General features: G+C 32.8%; 17 protein-coding genes and 5 pseudogenes. 10 read left to right on the forward strand and 12 right to left on the reverse strand.

Annotated features, from left to right (window positions below; genetic code table 11):
• Positions 1 to 279: 279 nt before the first annotated feature.
• The 3 genes from ARADI_RS15485 to ARADI_RS15495 are packed head-to-tail and all read left to right on the forward strand — an operon-like array spanning position 280 to position 1248.
• Positions 280 to 729, forward strand: coding sequence for an O-antigen ligase family protein (locus tag ARADI_RS15485; protein WP_147392432.1), 450 nt, complete (start codon positions 280 to 282; stop codon positions 727 to 729).
• A gap of 28 nt (positions 730 to 757) precedes the next feature.
• Positions 758 to 946 carry a hypothetical protein gene (locus tag ARADI_RS15490; protein ID WP_147392433.1) on the forward strand — a complete coding sequence of 63 codons (189 nt, stop codon included), beginning with the start codon at positions 758 to 760 and terminating at the stop codon, positions 944 to 946.
• A gap of 53 nt (positions 947 to 999) precedes the next feature.
• Positions 1000 to 1248: a hypothetical protein gene (locus ARADI_RS15495; protein WP_119712609.1), complete on the forward strand. Its 249-nt coding sequence runs from the start codon at positions 1000 to 1002 to the stop codon at positions 1246 to 1248.
• A 36-nt stretch (positions 1249 to 1284) separates the two neighbouring features.
• On the opposite strand, the gene ARADI_RS21390 is transcribed toward ARADI_RS15495, so the two are convergent.
• From ARADI_RS21390 to radC, 9 genes and pseudogenes are all read right to left on the reverse strand, one after another.
• Entirely contained in the window at positions 1285 to 1401 is a 117-nt protein-coding gene (locus ARADI_RS21390) for a glycosyltransferase family 8 C-terminal domain-containing protein (RefSeq protein ID WP_238149552.1), read from the reverse strand.
• Between the two features lie 129 nt (positions 1402 to 1530).
• Positions 1531 to 2294, reverse strand: a pseudogene (locus ARADI_RS15500) (glycosyltransferase family 8 protein); the annotation flags it as partial.
• A 68-nt stretch (positions 2295 to 2362) separates the two neighbouring features.
• Positions 2363 to 3326, reverse strand: a pseudogene (locus tag ARADI_RS15505) (glycosyltransferase).
• A gap of 48 nt (positions 3327 to 3374) precedes the next feature.
• Complete coding sequence (gene rfaP, locus ARADI_RS15510; protein ID WP_119712610.1) at positions 3375 to 4172, reverse strand: lipopolysaccharide core heptose(I) kinase RfaP; 798 nt, start codon at positions 4170 to 4172, stop codon at positions 3375 to 3377.
• The gene (locus ARADI_RS15515) at positions 4165 to 5289 is read right to left on the reverse strand and encodes a glycosyltransferase family 4 protein (RefSeq protein WP_119712611.1); all 1125 of its coding nucleotides are present in this window, start codon (positions 5287 to 5289) and stop codon (positions 4165 to 4167) included. The genes rfaP and ARADI_RS15515 overlap by 8 nt, the downstream gene beginning before the upstream one ends.
• Positions 5290 to 5293: 4 nt before the next feature.
• Positions 5294 to 6364: a lipopolysaccharide core heptosyltransferase RfaQ gene (rfaQ, locus tag ARADI_RS15520; RefSeq protein ID WP_119712612.1), complete on the reverse strand. Its 1071-nt coding sequence runs from the start codon at positions 6362 to 6364 to the stop codon at positions 5294 to 5296.
• A 1404-nt stretch (positions 6365 to 7768) separates the two neighbouring features.
• Positions 7769 to 7936, reverse strand: a complete 168-nt coding sequence (gene rpmG, locus ARADI_RS15525; RefSeq protein WP_119712637.1) for a 50S ribosomal protein L33 — start codon at positions 7934 to 7936, stop codon at positions 7769 to 7771.
• A gap of 13 nt (positions 7937 to 7949) precedes the next feature.
• Positions 7950 to 8186, reverse strand: a complete 237-nt coding sequence (gene rpmB, locus ARADI_RS15530; RefSeq protein WP_119712613.1) for a 50S ribosomal protein L28 — start codon at positions 8184 to 8186, stop codon at positions 7950 to 7952.
• Between the two features lie 259 nt (positions 8187 to 8445).
• Positions 8446 to 9113, reverse strand: a pseudogene (gene radC / locus ARADI_RS15535) (RadC family protein).
• 193 nt (positions 9114 to 9306) lie between these two features.
• Here radC and coaBC point away from each other — a divergent pair.
• The 3 genes from coaBC (at position 9307) to slmA (ending at position 11671) form a co-directional block, all read left to right on the forward strand.
• Positions 9307 to 10521, forward strand: a complete 1215-nt coding sequence (gene coaBC, locus ARADI_RS15540) for a bifunctional phosphopantothenoylcysteine decarboxylase/phosphopantothenate--cysteine ligase CoaBC (RefSeq protein ID WP_119712638.1) — start codon at positions 9307 to 9309, stop codon at positions 10519 to 10521.
• Positions 10499 to 10957 carry a dUTP diphosphatase gene (gene dut, locus ARADI_RS15545; RefSeq protein WP_119712614.1) on the forward strand — a complete coding sequence of 153 codons (459 nt, stop codon included), beginning with the start codon at positions 10499 to 10501 and terminating at the stop codon, positions 10955 to 10957. Before coaBC ends, dut begins: the two co-directional genes overlap by 23 nt.
• A gap of 114 nt (positions 10958 to 11071) precedes the next feature.
• Entirely contained in the window at positions 11072 to 11671 is a 600-nt protein-coding gene (gene slmA, locus ARADI_RS15550; protein WP_119712615.1) for a nucleoid occlusion factor SlmA, read from the forward strand.
• Between the two features lie 92 nt (positions 11672 to 11763).
• Here slmA and pyrE read toward each other — a convergent pair whose 3' ends face one another.
• Positions 11764 to 12345, reverse strand: a complete 582-nt coding sequence (pyrE, locus tag ARADI_RS15555) for an orotate phosphoribosyltransferase (protein WP_238149548.1) — start codon at positions 12343 to 12345, stop codon at positions 11764 to 11766.
• A 145-nt stretch (positions 12346 to 12490) separates the two neighbouring features.
• On the reverse strand, positions 12491 to 13207 hold the full coding sequence (gene rph / locus ARADI_RS15560; protein WP_119712616.1) for a ribonuclease PH: 717 nt from the start codon (positions 13205 to 13207) through the stop codon (positions 12491 to 12493).
• A gap of 118 nt (positions 13208 to 13325) precedes the next feature.
• Between rph and ARADI_RS15565 the strand changes: the two genes are divergently transcribed.
• The 4 genes and pseudogenes from ARADI_RS15565 to ARADI_RS15580 all read left to right on the forward strand — a co-directional run bounded on the left by ARADI_RS15565 (position 13326) and on the right by ARADI_RS15580 (position 16782).
• Positions 13326 to 14189, forward strand: coding sequence for a YicC/YloC family endoribonuclease (locus ARADI_RS15565; RefSeq protein ID WP_119712617.1), 864 nt, complete (start codon positions 13326 to 13328; stop codon positions 14187 to 14189).
• 415 nt (positions 14190 to 14604) lie between these two features.
• Complete coding sequence (locus ARADI_RS15570) at positions 14605 to 14823, forward strand: type II toxin-antitoxin system Phd/YefM family antitoxin (protein WP_119712639.1); 219 nt, start codon at positions 14605 to 14607, stop codon at positions 14821 to 14823.
• A gap of 26 nt (positions 14824 to 14849) precedes the next feature.
• Positions 14850 to 15220, forward strand: a pseudogene (locus ARADI_RS15575) (type II toxin-antitoxin system death-on-curing family toxin).
• Between the two features lie 824 nt (positions 15221 to 16044).
• The gene (locus ARADI_RS15580; RefSeq protein ID WP_119712618.1) at positions 16045 to 16782 is read left to right on the forward strand and encodes a helix-turn-helix transcriptional regulator; all 738 of its coding nucleotides are present in this window, start codon (positions 16045 to 16047) and stop codon (positions 16780 to 16782) included.
• On the opposite strand, the pseudogene ARADI_RS15585 reads toward ARADI_RS15580, so the two are convergent.
• Positions 16753 to 17414: pseudogene (locus ARADI_RS15585) on the reverse strand (acyl-homoserine-lactone synthase). The gene ARADI_RS15580 and the pseudogene ARADI_RS15585 sit on opposite strands and share 30 nt — an antisense overlap.
• Positions 17415 to 17504: the final 90 nt, after the last annotated feature.

Raw genomic sequence — 17504 nt, forward strand, 5'->3', positions numbered from 1 at the left:
AGTCGATAGAATAGAATGCGTTAATATGTTATTTGGAGTAGAAATGAATAAGGTTATCGCTATAATTAATAAACGATTTAATTACCACTCTTATTGGAATTTAGGGATAGTCTTTTTTTTATTGCTATTTATTTTCTTGATGGTGTTACACGTTATAAACATGCCTTAGCTGGATTAATTTATCTTACTGCGATTGTCTATTTAATTAAAGATAGAAAGCGTGTTTTCAGCATATTTAAGAATAATTTATTTTTATCTTGAATGTTTTTTGTTTTGGCAATGCTTTGTTCATTAATTATTTCTAAAGATGTTAACATTTCAATAAAATCTATTAATAAAGGTGTTGTCGAAAAATTATTTATTACTGCAATAGCTATTGCGATAGTACTCTATCGAGAAAAGAAAGAGCACATAACTAAGCTATTAATTTTCTCTTTAATTTTTTCTATTTTACCGTTAACCATTAAGGAAATTTTGCAATATATTGATGAATATCATCAAGGTATCATGCCGTTATCAGCATTTGAACATCGATATATTTCTGATTGGTTAATATTTATTGTACCCGCTTTGTTTGCTTTTTGGTTATATAAAGGTATAAAAAATAAAATCTTATTTTTCTCGCTTTCGGTTATTTTTGTCGCTATATCAATTGGCACATTACAGCGAGGTACATGGTTATCTATTGCAGTAATATTTATTATTTGGTGTGTAGTAAAAAAAAATTAAATTGCCGGTTATTGCTTGCAGTATCTTATTGTCTGGGTTAGCAGCAATTAATCAAGGGCATTTTGATAATTTATTTTACAAATTAGAGCAGACCAGTAGTAGTCATCGATATGATAATGGTACTCAGAATTTAGCATTAGATTTGATTAAAGAGAATCCAATAAAAGGTTATGGCTATGCGAGCAATTATTTTATAAAATTTATAATGAAAGGGTAATTGATGATCCTGATTGGGTTTTTAAACAATCGATTGAACCTCATAATACAGTTTTGTCAATTTGGTTTGCCGCTGGAATATTTGGACTAATTGCTATCCTCTATCTTTTTGTTTCAATTTTTATCTATTTATTTAATGGATATCGTAATAATATGGTAAAAGATGGTTTTTTGATCCTGATGTTGATATTTATCGGTGATATGATTGTTAGAGGTTTGTTTGAAACAGTAAATGTTTCAAATACGGCTATCATAATAGGGATAGCATTAGCACTGAATAGCGATAAAAAATTGATTAATTAGCTAAGTGAAAGCACCTATCTGTAAGGTGCTTTAAAATTATTTTTTTAGTAATTTATATTTAATTAAACACAACAAACCATGCACATATTTATGTTGTAAAAATAGATGCTTATATTTTTCTTGTAGTTCCGTTCTCTTTTCTGCGATTTTCAATGGCTGATCTTTCCACGGTGAGTGAATATATGAGTTGAAAAAAAATTGACTGGCCGGGTAATTAATACCCCAAGTATGCCAGGGTTTTGTGACGCCAGTATAGTGGATAAGAATGGTGCTATCAGTTATGGTATTTTTGTATTTGGATAAATCGTGAAAAGCCAATTCATTTTTCAACATATATATACAGTTATAATCACGAGATAAATAGATATTTTGCGTCTGAAATAATATATTTAGTGCATCTTGATCAAGGTATTTTAATTTACCAAAATTTGTTTTTCCGCGTACCAGTTCTAATGATTTTTTGGATAAATCATTTTAATCCATTTCTTTAAATTCACATAGACTACGCCGGCATTAAAATATTTGCCATTTAAATCGGTTAACTTTAGTCGAGCCGCACTTGATTGCTGCATGTTGTCGACATCGAGTACCACGGCGGCAAAAGAATTCGCTAAGTTTAGCTGAAATAGTTCTTTTAGACTACCTTTGCAAATAACATCAGCATCTAGATATAAAATAGAGTTTATGTTCGTACTTAAATATTCAAAAGCGATTAACCTAAAATAGGTGGCATAAGACCAGAAATCTGAGGTTGATAATTGCTTTAATTCTTCAGCATCTAACAGATAGATAATTATATTAGAATTATACTTTGTTATTATTTTTTGAAAACGTTGTATATATTCTTCATCAATATAATCAGTAAATAGGTGAAAATTGAAATCTATATCAATATTATTTATTAATACGGAATTTATTGATATCGTTGCACCAAGTAGGAAATTTTTATCAACGCCATAAGCAATGTTAAAATTTTTATTCTTTTTAAGAAGTTTTTCCCCCGTAATATTAAAACTTTGTTTTATAAAATGCCTCATGATAAACATAGCCCTTTAACTTTTTTAAAGAGAATTTTAAATTTTGCTAAATAATAGTGAGTTTAATTTTTTAAACCTTAGTGGTATTTTCTTTGTTTGAATTTATGTTTACCCCAATACCTTAAAAGATGGACGCTTTCTGCTTTTAATAGTGGTTTATTTTTCCAGGGGAAGGCATTTTTTGCTTTTATGAATGGTTGGGGAAAAAGGCGATATTGCCCACTCATGCCATGGCTCTGTCGGGCCAATGTAGTGAATAAAAATAGTATCAATAGCAAATGCAGCATGTTTAACGCTTTTCAGACCATAATTTATACTATATTGAGTATTATATTTTTTGGCCAGATAGATTATTTTATTTGCTAGCAGAATATTTAAAACATCTTGGTCTAAAAAAGAGAATTTATTTTTTAACGCATTATTTTTAAGTAACCTCATTGCCTGCGTTGAAATATCTTCTCCTGCCCAGCGATTAAGATTAATGAATAAAAATCCAGCATTAAAATATCCTCGCGAGATATTTTCTACTTCTAATTCGGATGCTCTTTTTTGCCACCATCTCTCATCTTTTTCTGTTACAACTGCAGCAATTTCATTATTATAGAAGTGAATATTTTGTAATCTATCTAAACTATTATTACATATGATATCTGCATCTAAGTATAAAATTTTATCTAATTTATTTGAAAAATAGTCAGCAATGATGAATCTAAAGTAGGTGGCATAGGACCAGTTTTTAGTACTGGGTAATGATTTTAAGCTCTGATCGTCAACCAAATAAATATTTATTTCAATTTTATATTGTTGCACAAGGGTATCGAACAAGGTTTCTTGCTCATGCTCAAAATAATCGGTAAATATATGGAAACAATGATTATTATTAATATTATGCAGTGCAATTGATGTTATCGAAATTACGCAACCATGTAAAAAATTTTTGTCTACTCCATAGGCAATATGGAATTTAGGGTGGCAATCAGCATGCAAATTTGGCGTTAAATAGAGTTTTTGAGTAATAACTTTATGCTTGTCAAAATACATGTACTATACCTATTTCCTAAAATTTTTTATAAAACAAAACGGTTAGAGTTATAATCCTCTCCTAACCGTTCTTTCTTTTATTCTTTCTGCTTTAATATTAGCGCTCGATATCAATTTTTGTTCATTGTTGAGAATATTTTTTAAATTATCAGAAAAATAAATCTGCATAAAACGAAAAATATCTCGTTGGGTTAAACCGATATTCAGTGATGAAAAATATAATCCAATCAAATCTTTATCTTTCCAACGTTTTGTTACATTCTGACGTATTTGGGCACGATGCAAATCAATGATTGAAATCTTTAATTTTTTTCCATCGCCGTCAAAGGGCAAATGTAATAAAAAATGGCAAATATAGCAATCGCGATGATTGACACCACATGCATGCATTTTACGTACTATTTCAGCCATTCGACAAATTAATATTTTTTTAGTACTAAATTGGGGAGCTGAATTTTTCCACTTTGCGCAGTACTCTTCTAAGCTAGTGGTTGGAATAAGCGCTTCGGTAATAATAAATGACTTACGGCGTAAAGGATTAATTCCTTTCTGACCGAAAGCTTTACCATGCATAGTATCAATGCCTGCCTCAGTTAGGCGATGGATTGCTTTCAATTCTCTATCCGCACCTAATACGGGTAAGCGTAAAGAAAATAGATTTTTTAGTATTTCTTTTAACGTAGTACCATAATGAATTTTGAGAAAATAACTTTTTTCATTAAGCATAAAGCATAATGTTTTGCGTGTCTCTAATTGACGAAAAATTTTACCATCTAATTTTTCTATTTCTATAAAGGGATCTTTGTCTTGCCATAAGTTTTTAAAAGGTTGTTTAAGTTCAACCATGCTGGCATCCCAAAATAATATCTGCAGTTTTTTCAGGCAAACTGTATAAATCTTGAGTATCAGCAAAGTGGCGCGCAGATTTTGACCATTGATTTAATAGAGATTTATTAGTTAAACTTGTTGTCAAAGCATTATTAAGATTTTTTTGTTTATAAGGCTCATCTATTACTATGCCACAATCTGCATATTTGATATAGAACACATAGCCACAAATATCTGTTGTAATTACTGGTAAACCCGCTGTAATGGCTTCGATTAATACTATACCAGCAGCTTCTTGATAGGCAGGATGAATTAACATATCAGCAGCAGCCATCAATTCTGCTATATCATTACGCCCCTGAAAAAATAAAACTTGTTTATCTATCCCCAAATTTTTTGCTAGCCGTTGATAACGGGTAGGTGAGTCTTGTCCTACTACCATTAACATAGTCTTATTTTTTATTTTGTCAGGCAGGGAAGCTATTGATTTAAGTGTTCTGTCTACGCCTTTACGTTTAAAATCTGAACCGACTTGTAATAAAAGAAATTGGTCCTCAGAGATAGCATTTTTTTTACGATAAATTAGTTTTGCGTCAATAATCTGTTGGTCATATTTTCTACTAAGGTCAATGCCCGGTGGTAACAGATAAAAACGGGCATCAGGTGTTTTATAATGCTTTTTAAAATCATTAATTTGATGTTGGGTAAGCATTAATAATTTGCTGTGACTATCTGCATCAAAAACCGCTTTTTCATAAGCGATATAATGTTTGTATCGTTTAGTCAGTTTATAAAAAAAACCTTTTTCTTTTTCAACTTTTTCTGCATAACAAACATCTGCTGCATAATAAATATCTAATCCTGGCATCTTATTAAAACCAACAATAATATCAGCAGGATGTTGGATTAAATGTGTTTTGACCTGATAATAAAATGCTTCATTACGCCCATTATTTGTATGTGCTTTAACTGGGATTATGATAACGTTCATATCAGCAGGAATTTCACCATCCCATACCATTGTGTAAACACGTATTTGATGCCCTCGTTTTTGGCAAGCAGAGAGAATCTGAATGAAATCTCTTTGTAGTCCACCAAAAGGGAAATATTTATATAAACAAAATGCAATTTCCATCGGATTATATCTCTATCTCAGATTTTATGGTTTGTATATCTATTGGTAACATTTTTTTTGTAGCGGTAATAACATCTTTAACGGGAATTATTGATAGATACTTTTTATTACGATCACGTCCATGTCGTTCTGGCATTTTTTCATAATTGCCAGCCCAAATTTGAATAACATTTTTACTCCATGGTTTCCAATATTGATGATCTGTCGCACCGAACAAGCAAATAATAGGGGTTTCTAATGCTGCTGCAATATGCATTGGTGCTGAATCTACACCGATGAATAAGGCGGTATGGCTAATTAGAGCACCTAATTCTGGAAATGTTGTTTTTCCTGCAAATTCGGTAATGGGTGATTGACGACATTGTTGTGCAATATTAGTCACACAGCTGAGATCATCTTTACTGGGACCTGATGTTAATATTACCTGGTATCCTCTAGATTGTAGATTATCAATCACCTCAGCAAATTTTTCATCATCCCAGCACTTAAATTTTTGTCTAGCTGTTGGTTGGATAACAACATAACTACTATGTACACCTAGAGATATTAATCGGTGATTAATTTTTCCCCAATCAGTTGGTTGGTAAGTCATTGTTGTACTGGAATACAAAGTATTAAGTTGAAGTGGTTTTAATATAGAAAGATTTTGTTCAACAACATGTTTTCCCGTTGGTTTAACCATATGTGTAAAACTTCCAGACCAATAGTTTGTATTTCTATCGTTAAATTGGTGAGAAATTTTCATCTTGGCAGGAATACATCTTACTAAAAAAGGCACAATCCATTGATCAGCTAAATTTATAATTAAATCATAATGATTTTCTCGTAATTTATTGATTAATAAAATAAAATTAACTAATTTAGCTATTATGTTATTTTTTTTGTTTTTAACGCCATAAAGTGTATGAATTTCTCTATTTTCAGACAAGATTGGTATTGTATCTTGATAGAGAAGAATATCAATTTTAGCGGCTGGATAATTTTTTTTGAGCGTGCTAACGACAGGTGTTGTCAGCAACATATCTCCATGAAATCGCATTTTAATGATCAGAATTTTTTTAAATTGTTTATCCACTTGCTGCAGTCACTCTTGAATTGTTTGTTTATAAGTTTATCTGATTTTTTGACCAATGTTATCACTATAAATTCAACAAATTTAAGATAGTTAATTTATTAGAATAATCTAAATGGTTACCTATTTTGGCATTAAAAATAACTTTTATTTTAAAAATTTTCAGCAGATTTGAAAAAATAATAAAAATTTGAATTTATATAAAGTAAAGAATTTTTAATATTATCAATTATTTTAACAATAAAATTACTGATTTGTAATTTATTATCTACTATTTTTTACTACACATCATGCTATCTATCTATTTTTTAAATAGAAATATTTATAAATATTTTTAGAAAGTTTGAATCGACAGTGGTGAAAGATTATATGGCTAGTATGAAAATAAGATAACTTGATAGTTTGATTTAGTTTATTATAACAAAAAATTGAATAATTTTTGTTACTCTTCGAGTTTCTGTTAACTGTTTGAGTAATTATGGTAATAATTTTAAATGCACTGGTTATTTCACTTTAGATATAAATTTTAGATGTTTATTTTATTATCTTAAAAATAGTAATTCTTGACTGTCTGAGTAATGTTTTTATTCAAAGAAAAATTATATCGATATGTAAGTTAAAACTTAATAAATAAAATAATAGATTTTTACAATTTTTGATAATTATTTATACCCGATAGTTTTTTTAAAAGGTTATTTATTATATTGAAAACAAATTTTTTAGTCTATTTTAATATAAAATTAATAAAGCTATTTGCTATTAAAGCATTAATTAAAATTTTAGTTTAATCATACGTTCCTTGCATTCCTCAGCACTTAGTCGATATTTTCAGTCGTTGCAATAGCTATAAAATGCCTAGTAGTTACTTTTCTTTTTATCGATATTAATCATATCATAAAATGTTTAGGTTGGCTGTCTTCTATATAATCGGTTAGACAACTATCAACAGCAGTTTGGTTGTCAATGATCTTTCATTAGAGGTGATATGGAGTTGTTATAGCTGTTTATGTTTTTATTAGCAAAAAATACACTGAAATATTATCTATTTTGCTACCAATATGAGTAAATGTTACTGTCGATAAATTAATAAATATCTGATATCAGATAAAGTCGATAATTTAAACTTACTTAAGTCGTGACTGACCAATTTAATTGGTTTTATTAACTCAAGGCTAAAATGTCTTAATATTTTTAGTATTGAATCTTTGGACAACTTTAACGATTTATTTCTTGATGATAAATAGGTAAAAATATTAAAAAAGAGATGTAAATTTTTCAAATAGGGCGCAGATCTTTTTGTTGTGAAAAGAATGGAATGAATAAAAATGTGAATAATATAAAGCTTTGTGTTTTATACACCCAAAATACTATAAAAAAAACCAGCGGAAGCTGGGTTTTTTTAAGAAGTTATTTAATTTTAGCTTCTTTATAAATCACATGCTTACGAACAAATGGATCGAATTTTTTCATTTCCAATTTTTCAGGCATAGTACGTTTGTTCTTCGTTGTAGTATAGAAGTGACCTGTACCCTCAGAAGAAATCAGTTTAATTTTATCGCGAATACCTTTAGCCATTTTCTTTAGCTCCTTAGTATTTCTCACCACGGGTGCGAAGTTCAGCAAGAACTGCGTCAATCCCTTGTTTATCGATTATACGCATGCCTTTTGCTGACACACGAAGCTTTACGAAACGTTTCTCAGATTCAACCCAGAAACGGTGAGAGTGCAGGTTTGGCAGAAAGCGGCGTTTAGTTGCATTCATTGCGTGTGAGCGTTTGTTACCACTCATTGCGCGCTTACCAGTAACTTGACAGACTCGTGACATGTCTATTTCTCCAAAAATCTAATCAGTTCGAGCGTTATATCGGGAATGACTGACTGCCTCGTCAGACTTGGAAGCCTATTCCTCAGCAAATTTTCTTAATATAATTAATATAAAAAATAACTTAATTTCAGTAAAATTTACTGAGATAGGCTCTTCCTGCCAAACCCGAGATCCTAAAGGTGGCGTATTATACGCCCTCTAGCGCCTTCACTCAAGCCGAGAACTAATAAAGTTGCTATTTATTAGTCAAAATATGGTACTAGAGTAGGCCAAGTTGGACAAATGAAAGGCATTTTTTATCGGTGACGACAAAATGGTCAAACAATTTTATATCTATCAAACGGCAAGCATTAGCGATTTTTTCGGTGACAATTTTATCCGCTAAATTGGGCTCTGGGTTACCCGAAGGATGATTATGTACAAGAATAATGGATACTGCATTTACTTTAACCGCCTGCCTTAAAATTTCTCTTGGATGTACTTCAACGCGATTTATGGTGCCTTTAAACATCTCTTCATAGCAGATAATTTGGTTTTGGTTATTTAAAAATAATACAATAAAAATTTCTCTATCCTGTCCAAGATAAAAATCGAGTAGATATTTTTCAAGTGCTTAGGACTTCTCATAATACTTTGATTAATAAGTTGTTGTGTAAAGAATCGTTTAGCGACTTCACCAATAGCTTGTAATTGTGAATACTTACAAACTCCTAATCCCTTGTGCGCTGAAAATTGTTGATAATCAGTAGTTAATAGTTTGTGTAACGAGCAAAATTCTTTTAATAAGTTTTCAGCCAATATTAAAACTGGAAATCCAGGCAATCCTGTGCGAAGAAAAATGGCCAAAAGCTCTTGGTCACTTAATGATGATGCCCCATAAGCTAAAAGCTTTTCTATAGGTTGAAGTGCATAATTTATTTCGTCCATATGTTTATTCCTGTCTATTTCCTTGTAGCTTTGACAGTTTACAGCATGCCAAAATATGGGCCAAAATTTTCTAGCGTAGTTGCGTAGCGCTTTGCAACAAAGTTTTTTTAAGATAAAAATTGATGGTATTCTCCCCTAAACTTCAGCTTATGGTAATATCAGTAGACTCATCATTTGAATTTGGATATATATGATGGCAGAACTTACAGGTAAACATATCGTACTTAGTATTAGTGGTGGTATTGCTGCTTATAAAACACCAGAATTAGTTCGTCGTTTGCGTGACCATGGTGCAATTGTACGTGTGGTAATGACGAATGCCGCCAAATCTTTCATTACACCGTTGACGCTACAGGCTGTTTCGGGCTATCCGGTTGCTGATGATTTATTGGATCCTGCCGGAGAGGCTGCAATGGGTCATATTGAATTAGCAAAATGGGCAGATTTAATTATTTTAGCGCCTGCAACTGCAGATTTGCTGGCTCGTATATCCGTTGGTATGGCGAATGATTTATTAACAACGGTCTGTTTAGCTTCAGAGGCAACAATAGCTGTCGTACCGGCAATGAATCAGCAAATGTATCGCGCTAATATTACTCAGCAAAATATTGCAATACTTAAAGAACGCCATGTTTTAGTTTGGGGTCCAGATGAAGGTAGTCAAGCTTGTGGTGATATTGGCCCTGGTCGAATGTTAGATCCGTTAGCTATTGTTGAATTAGCTAAGAATAGTTTTCAGCATAAGCTAGATATGGTAAACCTGCATTTAGCAATTACTGCGGGGCCAACACAAGAAGAAATTGATTCCGTTCGTTTTGTGACTAATCATAGTTCAGGGAAAATGGGTTTCGCGATAGCACAAGCTGCTGCAAAACGAGGGGCTAATGTAACACTTATTACCGGTCCAGTTGATTTACCAACACCAGCAGGCGTTAAATGTATTAATGTTGTCAGCGCGTTGGAAATGTATAGTCAAGTACATAATATAATTGATAAACAAGATATTTTTATTGGATGTGCCGCAGTTGCTGATTATCGACCAAAACAGTTTACAAAAGAAAAAATTAAAAAGCAGGCAGATGAAATTACTCTGACATTGGTAAAAAATCCTGATATTGTGGCAAGTGTTGGTAAATTGACTAAAAATCGTCCTTATGTCGTTGGATTTGCAGCAGAGACACAAAATATGGAAGAATATGCCCGTAATAAGCGTACCCAAAAAAATCTGGATCTTATTTGTGCAAATGATGTTTCATTAGCTGATCATGGGTTTAATTCAGAAAGCAATGCCTTGAATTTATTTTGGGAAGATAAAGAGATATATTTACCACATAGCCATAAATTAGAGCTTGGTCACCGTTTACTCGATGAGATACTTCAACGTTATGAAGAAAAAAATAGACATTAAAATTCTTGATCCTCGTGTAGGAAATAAATTTCCGTTGCCAACTTATGCGACAGAAGGATCTGCTGGGTTAGATCTACGAGCTTGCTTAGATAAGGCTATTCAATTAGAACCATGTCAAACTGAGCTATTACCTACAGGATTAGCAATGCATATTGCAGATCAACAATTAGCTGCAGTCATTCTTCCTCGTTCAGGTTTAGGACATAAACATGGTGTTGTATTAGGAAATTTAGTCGGTTTAATCGATTCTGATTATCAAGGTGAATTGAAGGTTTCAGTCTGGAATCGTGGTGATACAAGTTTTACTATTGAACCTGGTGAGCGTATAGCACAAATGGTTTTTGTACCAATTGTTCAAGTTGAGTTTGATCTGGTACAAGATTTTGAAATGACAAAACGAGGTAGTGGTGGTTTTGGTCATTCAGGTCGTCAATAATAATCTTGTTGTTTATAAAATATTATAAATTTATTAAATTTTGCGCTTTATAAATGATGAAAGGCAAGGATTGCGTGGTCTGTTTTGTTGTTTTATCAGGGGTCTTGTTTCGCCATGGCAGGAAAAGAGATAACAAAGAAGAAAAACAGGCGTGAGGAAATCTTGCAGGTGCTTGCGCAAATGTTGGAAACGAGTGATGGTAGTCAACGCATTACTACAGCTAAATTGGCAAGTCATGTTGGTGTATCTGAAGCAGCACTTTATCGGCATTTCCCTAGTAAGGGAAAAATGTTTGATAGTCTTATTGAATTTATTGAAAATTCTTTAATTTCACGGATTAATCTGATTCTGCAAGATGAAAAAGACACCATTAGGCGTATTCGGTTGATTTTAATGTTGATACTCGGTTTTGCGGAGAAAAATCCTGGATTGACACGAATAATGACGGCACATGCGTTGATGTTTGAGCAAGTTCAGTTACAAGATAGGATTAGCCAATTGTTTGAACGTATCGAAGCGCAATTTAGACAGGTTTTAAAGGAAAGAAAAATACGTGATAAGCAAAGTTTTAGTTATGATGAGAGTTTATTAGCATCTCAATTATTAGTGTTTTGTGAGGGTATGCTATCACGTTTTGTACGCTCAGAATTTCGGTATTGCCCAACCAAAGAATTTGAGGCACGCTGGCCTATGATCTTGGCGCAGTTGCAATAATTAATTAATTGTACTACTCACTCCGCCTGATATTTGGGCGGAGTTTTTTTTTTATGCTAGTGGGTTAATAAAGTTGCTAATTTTTTTATTTGTTAAGAGGGAGTGATACCATAATTCTCACGATAAGCTTTCATCGTAGCTAAATGGGTTGACATATTCGGATTTTCACTTAGATAATTAATTAAATCATTCAAAGTGATAATAGAAAATACATTGCATTTGAATTTTTTTTCGATTTCTTGGACGGCGGATAGATTCTTTTCACCTTTCTCCTGACGATCTAGACTTAATATAACAGCGCTAAGTTTAGCTTTGTTTCGCTGAATTATTTCTGCAGATTCTTTGATTGCAGTTCCTGCTGTAATAACGTCGTCAACGATCACAACGTTTCCTTTTAATGGGTTACCGACTAATTCCCCACCTTCCCCATGTTTTTTAACCTCTTTACGATTAAAACAGTAAGGCTTATCGAAGTGATAATGCTCAGATAGTGCAACTACCATGGTTGTTACGATCGGGATACCCTTTATAGGCCGGACCAAAAATAATGTTACAAGTAGGATTATGATCCATGAACGCGCTTGGGCATAAAAATGACCAAGTGCAGCTAAATCTTTTCCTGTATTAAAGAGGCCTGCATTGAAAAAATAGGGGCTCTTACGACCAGATTTCAACGTAAATTCACCAAATTCCAATGCTTTTTTTTCATGGCGAGTTTAATAAATTCGCGCTGATAACCTTTCATTAAATTTCCCTCTTTAATTTATTCTCACTTTAATTAATTGCTATAAAAAGACCGTTAAACAGATGATTAAAAATTTATTGTTCTAATGCTTCTTTTTGAGCGGTAAAAATAATTTGTAAACCATTTTTTGCTAAAGAAAGCAGTGATAGCAGCTCTTCATGATTAAATGGTTCACCTTCGGCAGTACCTTGAATTTCGATCATTTTACCATTATCCATCATGACAACATTCATATCTGTTTCTGCGGCAGAGTCTTCAATATATTCTAGATCACAAATAGGTTTGCCATCCACTATGCCGACAGAAACCGCAGCAACCATCGATTTAAGTGGGCTTTTTTTCAATTTTCCTTCTGCGACCATTTTATTTAATGCGTCCGTTAAAGCGACACAGGCACCAGAAATTGCAGCGGTACGAGTCCCCCCATCAGCCTGAATAACATCACAATCTAGTGTAATGGTATATTCACCTAATTGTTTTAAATTAACGGCTGCTCGCAGAGAACGGGCAATAAGGCGTTGTATCTCCATGGTGCGGCCCGTTTGTTTGCCTTTTGCGGCTTCGCGTATGTTACGAGAATTTGTTGCCCGTGGTAGCATACCGTATTCCGCTGTTATCCAACCTTGTGATTGGCCTTTTAAAAAGCGGGGAACGCCTTCTTCGATTGTGGCGTTACATAATACTTTGGTATCACCAAATTCAATCAAAACAGAGCCTTCGGCATGTTTAGTATATTGGCGGGTGATTTTTATAGGGCGCACCTGACTAGCTTCTCTATTCTCTGGACGCATGGTGTTATCTCCGTAGTTAAACAATGTTGGTGGCGCATTATACGTTCTTCGACATTGAATGCCTATCCTATGGTTTCACTCAAGGTTATAATTTAATTTTTATTTATAGGAACGAAATATGATCCATAGTATGACCGCTTTCGCACGACGAGATATAAAAAGTGAATGGGGAAATGCGGCTTGGGAGCTGCGTTCCGTTAACCAACGTTATCTTGAAACTTATATTCGCTTGCCGGAACAATTTAGAAGTCTGGAACCTGTTATTCGTGAGCGTCTACGTGCCAGATTAACCCGAGGAAAAGTAGAGTGTAGTTTACGTTTTGAACTTAGTTCACACCAACAGAGTGAATTAGTGCTGAATGAAGAGTTAGCTAACCAATTGATTAGAACTGCTAACTGGGTAAAAAAGAGTAGTGGTGAGGGAGAAATTAATCCATTAGAAATTCTTCGCTGGCCTGGTGTTATGTCGGCTCAAGAGCAGAATTTGGATGTTATTTGTACGCATGTACTTAAAGAATTAGAACTTGCTTTAGATGATTTTATTCTCAATCGGGAAAGCGAAGGGAAGATGCTAAAAATAATGATTGAGCAACGGCTAGATGCTGTTTGTCAGGAAATTCAAGCGGTTCGTCGTCAAATGCCTGAAATTTTAAAATGGCAGCGTGAGCGCTTACAAACAAAATTAGAGGAGGCAGAAATTCAGATAGATAATAATCGATTAGAACAAGAGCTTATCATATTAGCGCAACGTATTGATGTTGCAGAAGAGCTTGATAGGCTGGATGCTCATGTCAAAGAAACACATAATATTCTTAAAAAACAAGAAGCTGTCGGCCGTCGGTTAGATTTTATGATGCAGGAGTTTAATCGTGAAGCTAATACCTTGGCCTCAAAGTCTATTAATAGCCAAGTGACTAATTCTGCTGTTGAATTAAAAGTATTAATAGAACAAATGCGTGAGCAGATTCAAAACATCGAGTAGATTCTCTCAAGTAAATTTACTAAATATCATAACTTGCAACTAATACCAATAAGCCAGTGCGAATACTGGCTTTTTAAATTCAACAAGTTTCATATGAGAAATCACCAAAGCGCACATTATTGGTGTACTTAAAATGGTACTTAGTTGGTTTTAAGTAGACTAATTTAAGGACATCCTCAATAAAATCGATACAATATGGGAAAACTTAACGATATACAAAAAAGAACATGGATATGAAGTAGAGAACTCTTTGTAAGATGTTCAGACGGTAGTGAGCTATATTTTATTTTCCAAACTAATAAAAAATAAACAAATATTATATATGTCAATTTGAATGCCTAATGGCTCCATCACTCATTTCTTTTCATATAGTTGCACAATAAAAATGCTCGACGTACACTTTAAAAGACATATCATGCGTACATACACTTCCACTCAAGCCCGCGCCAATATCTCAGAAGTGCTAGATGCTACCACTCATGGTGAACCCGTTGAAATTACCCGCAGGGATGGAAGTTCAGTAGTAGTTATCAGTAAGGCTGAATTCGAGGCATACCAGAAAGCTAAGCTGGATGCGGAGTTTGATGTGATTATGCAGCTCCATAGGCATACTGTAGAGGCTTTGACAAACTGATGATATGAGTCAGCGCACAGGAAGTTATTGCTTTTCATGACCGTGACCGTATATTACAATGGCTTCCCGGCGTTGCTGGTATGCCGGATCCTGGTAGAGCAGAAGCTCTTATTTACCGGGTGTAAAATCGTGCACACAATGACGGTGTTACGGATATTTTTGAGCTGGCCGCCACTTACTGGGTTGCTATCGCCAGAAGTCACATTTTAATGATGGCAATAAGCGTACCGCGTTTTTTGTTACCATGACGTTCCTCTACCGCAATGGTATCAATGTCTGAGATAACGACAACACTTTGGAAAATTTAACAGTAGAAGCCGCTATGGGAGAGAAGACCGTTAACCAGCAAGCGCAGCAGTTACATGAGTTAGTAAATCGTATCGATCCAATTGGTTGAATAGTCATTGTTTTTCATGTAATTAACCAAAAATTAGCTTAGTAAAAATATAATCAAATAATATTAGTAGTAAGCAACTATTTAGTACTCAAAATCATACTAGTTTATTAAGTTAAGGTATTTTTTAAAATTGTTAACATGGCTAAATAACACACTTGTATTGCTATGGTGTTTTTTTTTTAAAAAAAGATATTGTTAATTAGTGACAGAACATTGAAAAATTCAATTATGATAAGCATCTACCCAAAAAATGTTGCTTATTTAGCACATTTATTTTCATAAAGAATAAACCATTCATAATGTTTTTATATCGTAAAATTCTTAGATAATTTTAATATGTAGGATGTTCAATATATAACTAAATGAAATTTATAGAGCAATTGAGATATAGATTAAACTGATTTTTAGAATGAAATATGGCTAATTAGTCGATATATTGATTTAATTATAAATAAATTTGTAAGCAGAAGTTTATTTCTTTGTTAAGGTTAATATATTGATATATAAGTAAAAATTAAAGTCTTACGAAGAAAAAGTGAATTATTAATGGCAAATTATGATGAAAAAAGCTATAAAACCAGCAGAGACATCTTACTTCTGCTGACTATATGGCTTTATGATATTGAGAAATAAATTTCTCTGGTGCTGGCCAGATTGGCAGCCTGACTTTACATGAGGTCAGTTTTTTTTATTGTTTTTATATAAATGTAATAGTGATCTTACCTTTTTTTATGCTTCGATTGTAGTTAGACTTAAGTCTAATTTTGTACTATACTTTTGTCCTAACATGGAAGTTTATTATTTTACTTTTGAGGTGATATTAGATGTCAGAGTTATTTTATGGTAATGATGAAATAGATAACTCAGTAAAAAATTATTTAGATAGAAAATTGGCTGTTTTTGGAGATTTCAAATATGCATATATGATTCTCAATAAGAGAGACCCAATGCGCATGCTAATCATCTCAAATTATCCGACGGAATGGATTGATATATATAAACGCAGGCAATATCAACAAATAGATCCAGTTGTCTTAGCAGCTTTTAGTCGAATTACTCCTTTTTCTTGGAATGAGAGATTTTCTGTTAAGGATTTAAATGGTTTCAAAAAGATCTTTAATATCTCAAAAAATTATAGTGTTATGAATGGTTATACTTTTGTGCTTCATGATTGTAATAACTATCTTGCTATGTTATCGATTTTGATGAATGAAGATGGAGCCATCGATATAGAAGAAAAGCTAGAAAAGAGTAAGGGTGATTTGCAAATGCTTTTGATTACTATTCATGAAAAAATCACCTCCCTATATCGAGAGATAACTCAACAAAGCTACTTTATGCCAGTAGATGGGAAAGATTTTTTTTCACCACGTGAAAATGAAATTTTATACTGGGCTAGTATGGGAAAAACCTACCAGGAAATTGCAACCATACTAGGTATAAAGTTGGGTACGGTAAAATTTCATATCGGCAATGTTGTAAAAAAATTAGGTGTCATAAATGCTAAGCATGCAATAAGACTTGGTGTCGAATTACAACTCATTAAACCTGTCTCCAAATGATGGATATATTAATAGCCATTGCTTCAATTTATTATTAATAAGGCTGTCATAATGGTTTATTATTTTTAGGATAAGTTGGTTTTGGCTTCCAGAGTCTGTAGGTAAAAGCATCAAATATACTTTTTCGTGTTTTTCAGATATCCCTTGTTCGATAATTGATATATCCCAACCAGAACGCTCTAAAATCTTCAACATAGCACGACTAAGGATGGTGAGAATGCCATCATACTGGTATTTTTTTGCGTAATTAAGCATTGCTAAAAATAATATAGAATAGACGGGATCTTTATTATAATTTCCCTGGCTTATTCGGTTTTTAGCCACAAAAAAGCGGCTTGATTCAATATAGTTTTCTTTAGGGAGATTGAGATGCTTGAAAAAAGGTGCAAATGTGCCTATGATCATATTAGGAAATTGCATTTCAATAAACCTAACACTACAGATAATGGTATTACTTCTTACGCCAAATAGATAGTTAGCGTTGTCATTATCATATTCATCAAACTCATGCCATTAATACAATTAACTGCCCAGTTAAGACGATCTTTAAATGTTTCTTTTCTTAACGTAAATAATTCTTTTGATTTTTTTTCAGTCAAAAGGTTGTAGTTCACATCGAATATTTCTAACATTTTTTCTCCATTATTTCATTTACTCGCAGATCCTATATTTAAAATTACTAAAATATTTCTATCTAGCGATACTATTTTTTTATTTCCACT

The sequence above is a fragment of the Arsenophonus endosymbiont of Aleurodicus floccissimus genome, from assembly GCF_900343025.1.
Lineage (GTDB): Bacteria > Pseudomonadota > Gammaproteobacteria > Enterobacterales > Enterobacteriaceae > Arsenophonus.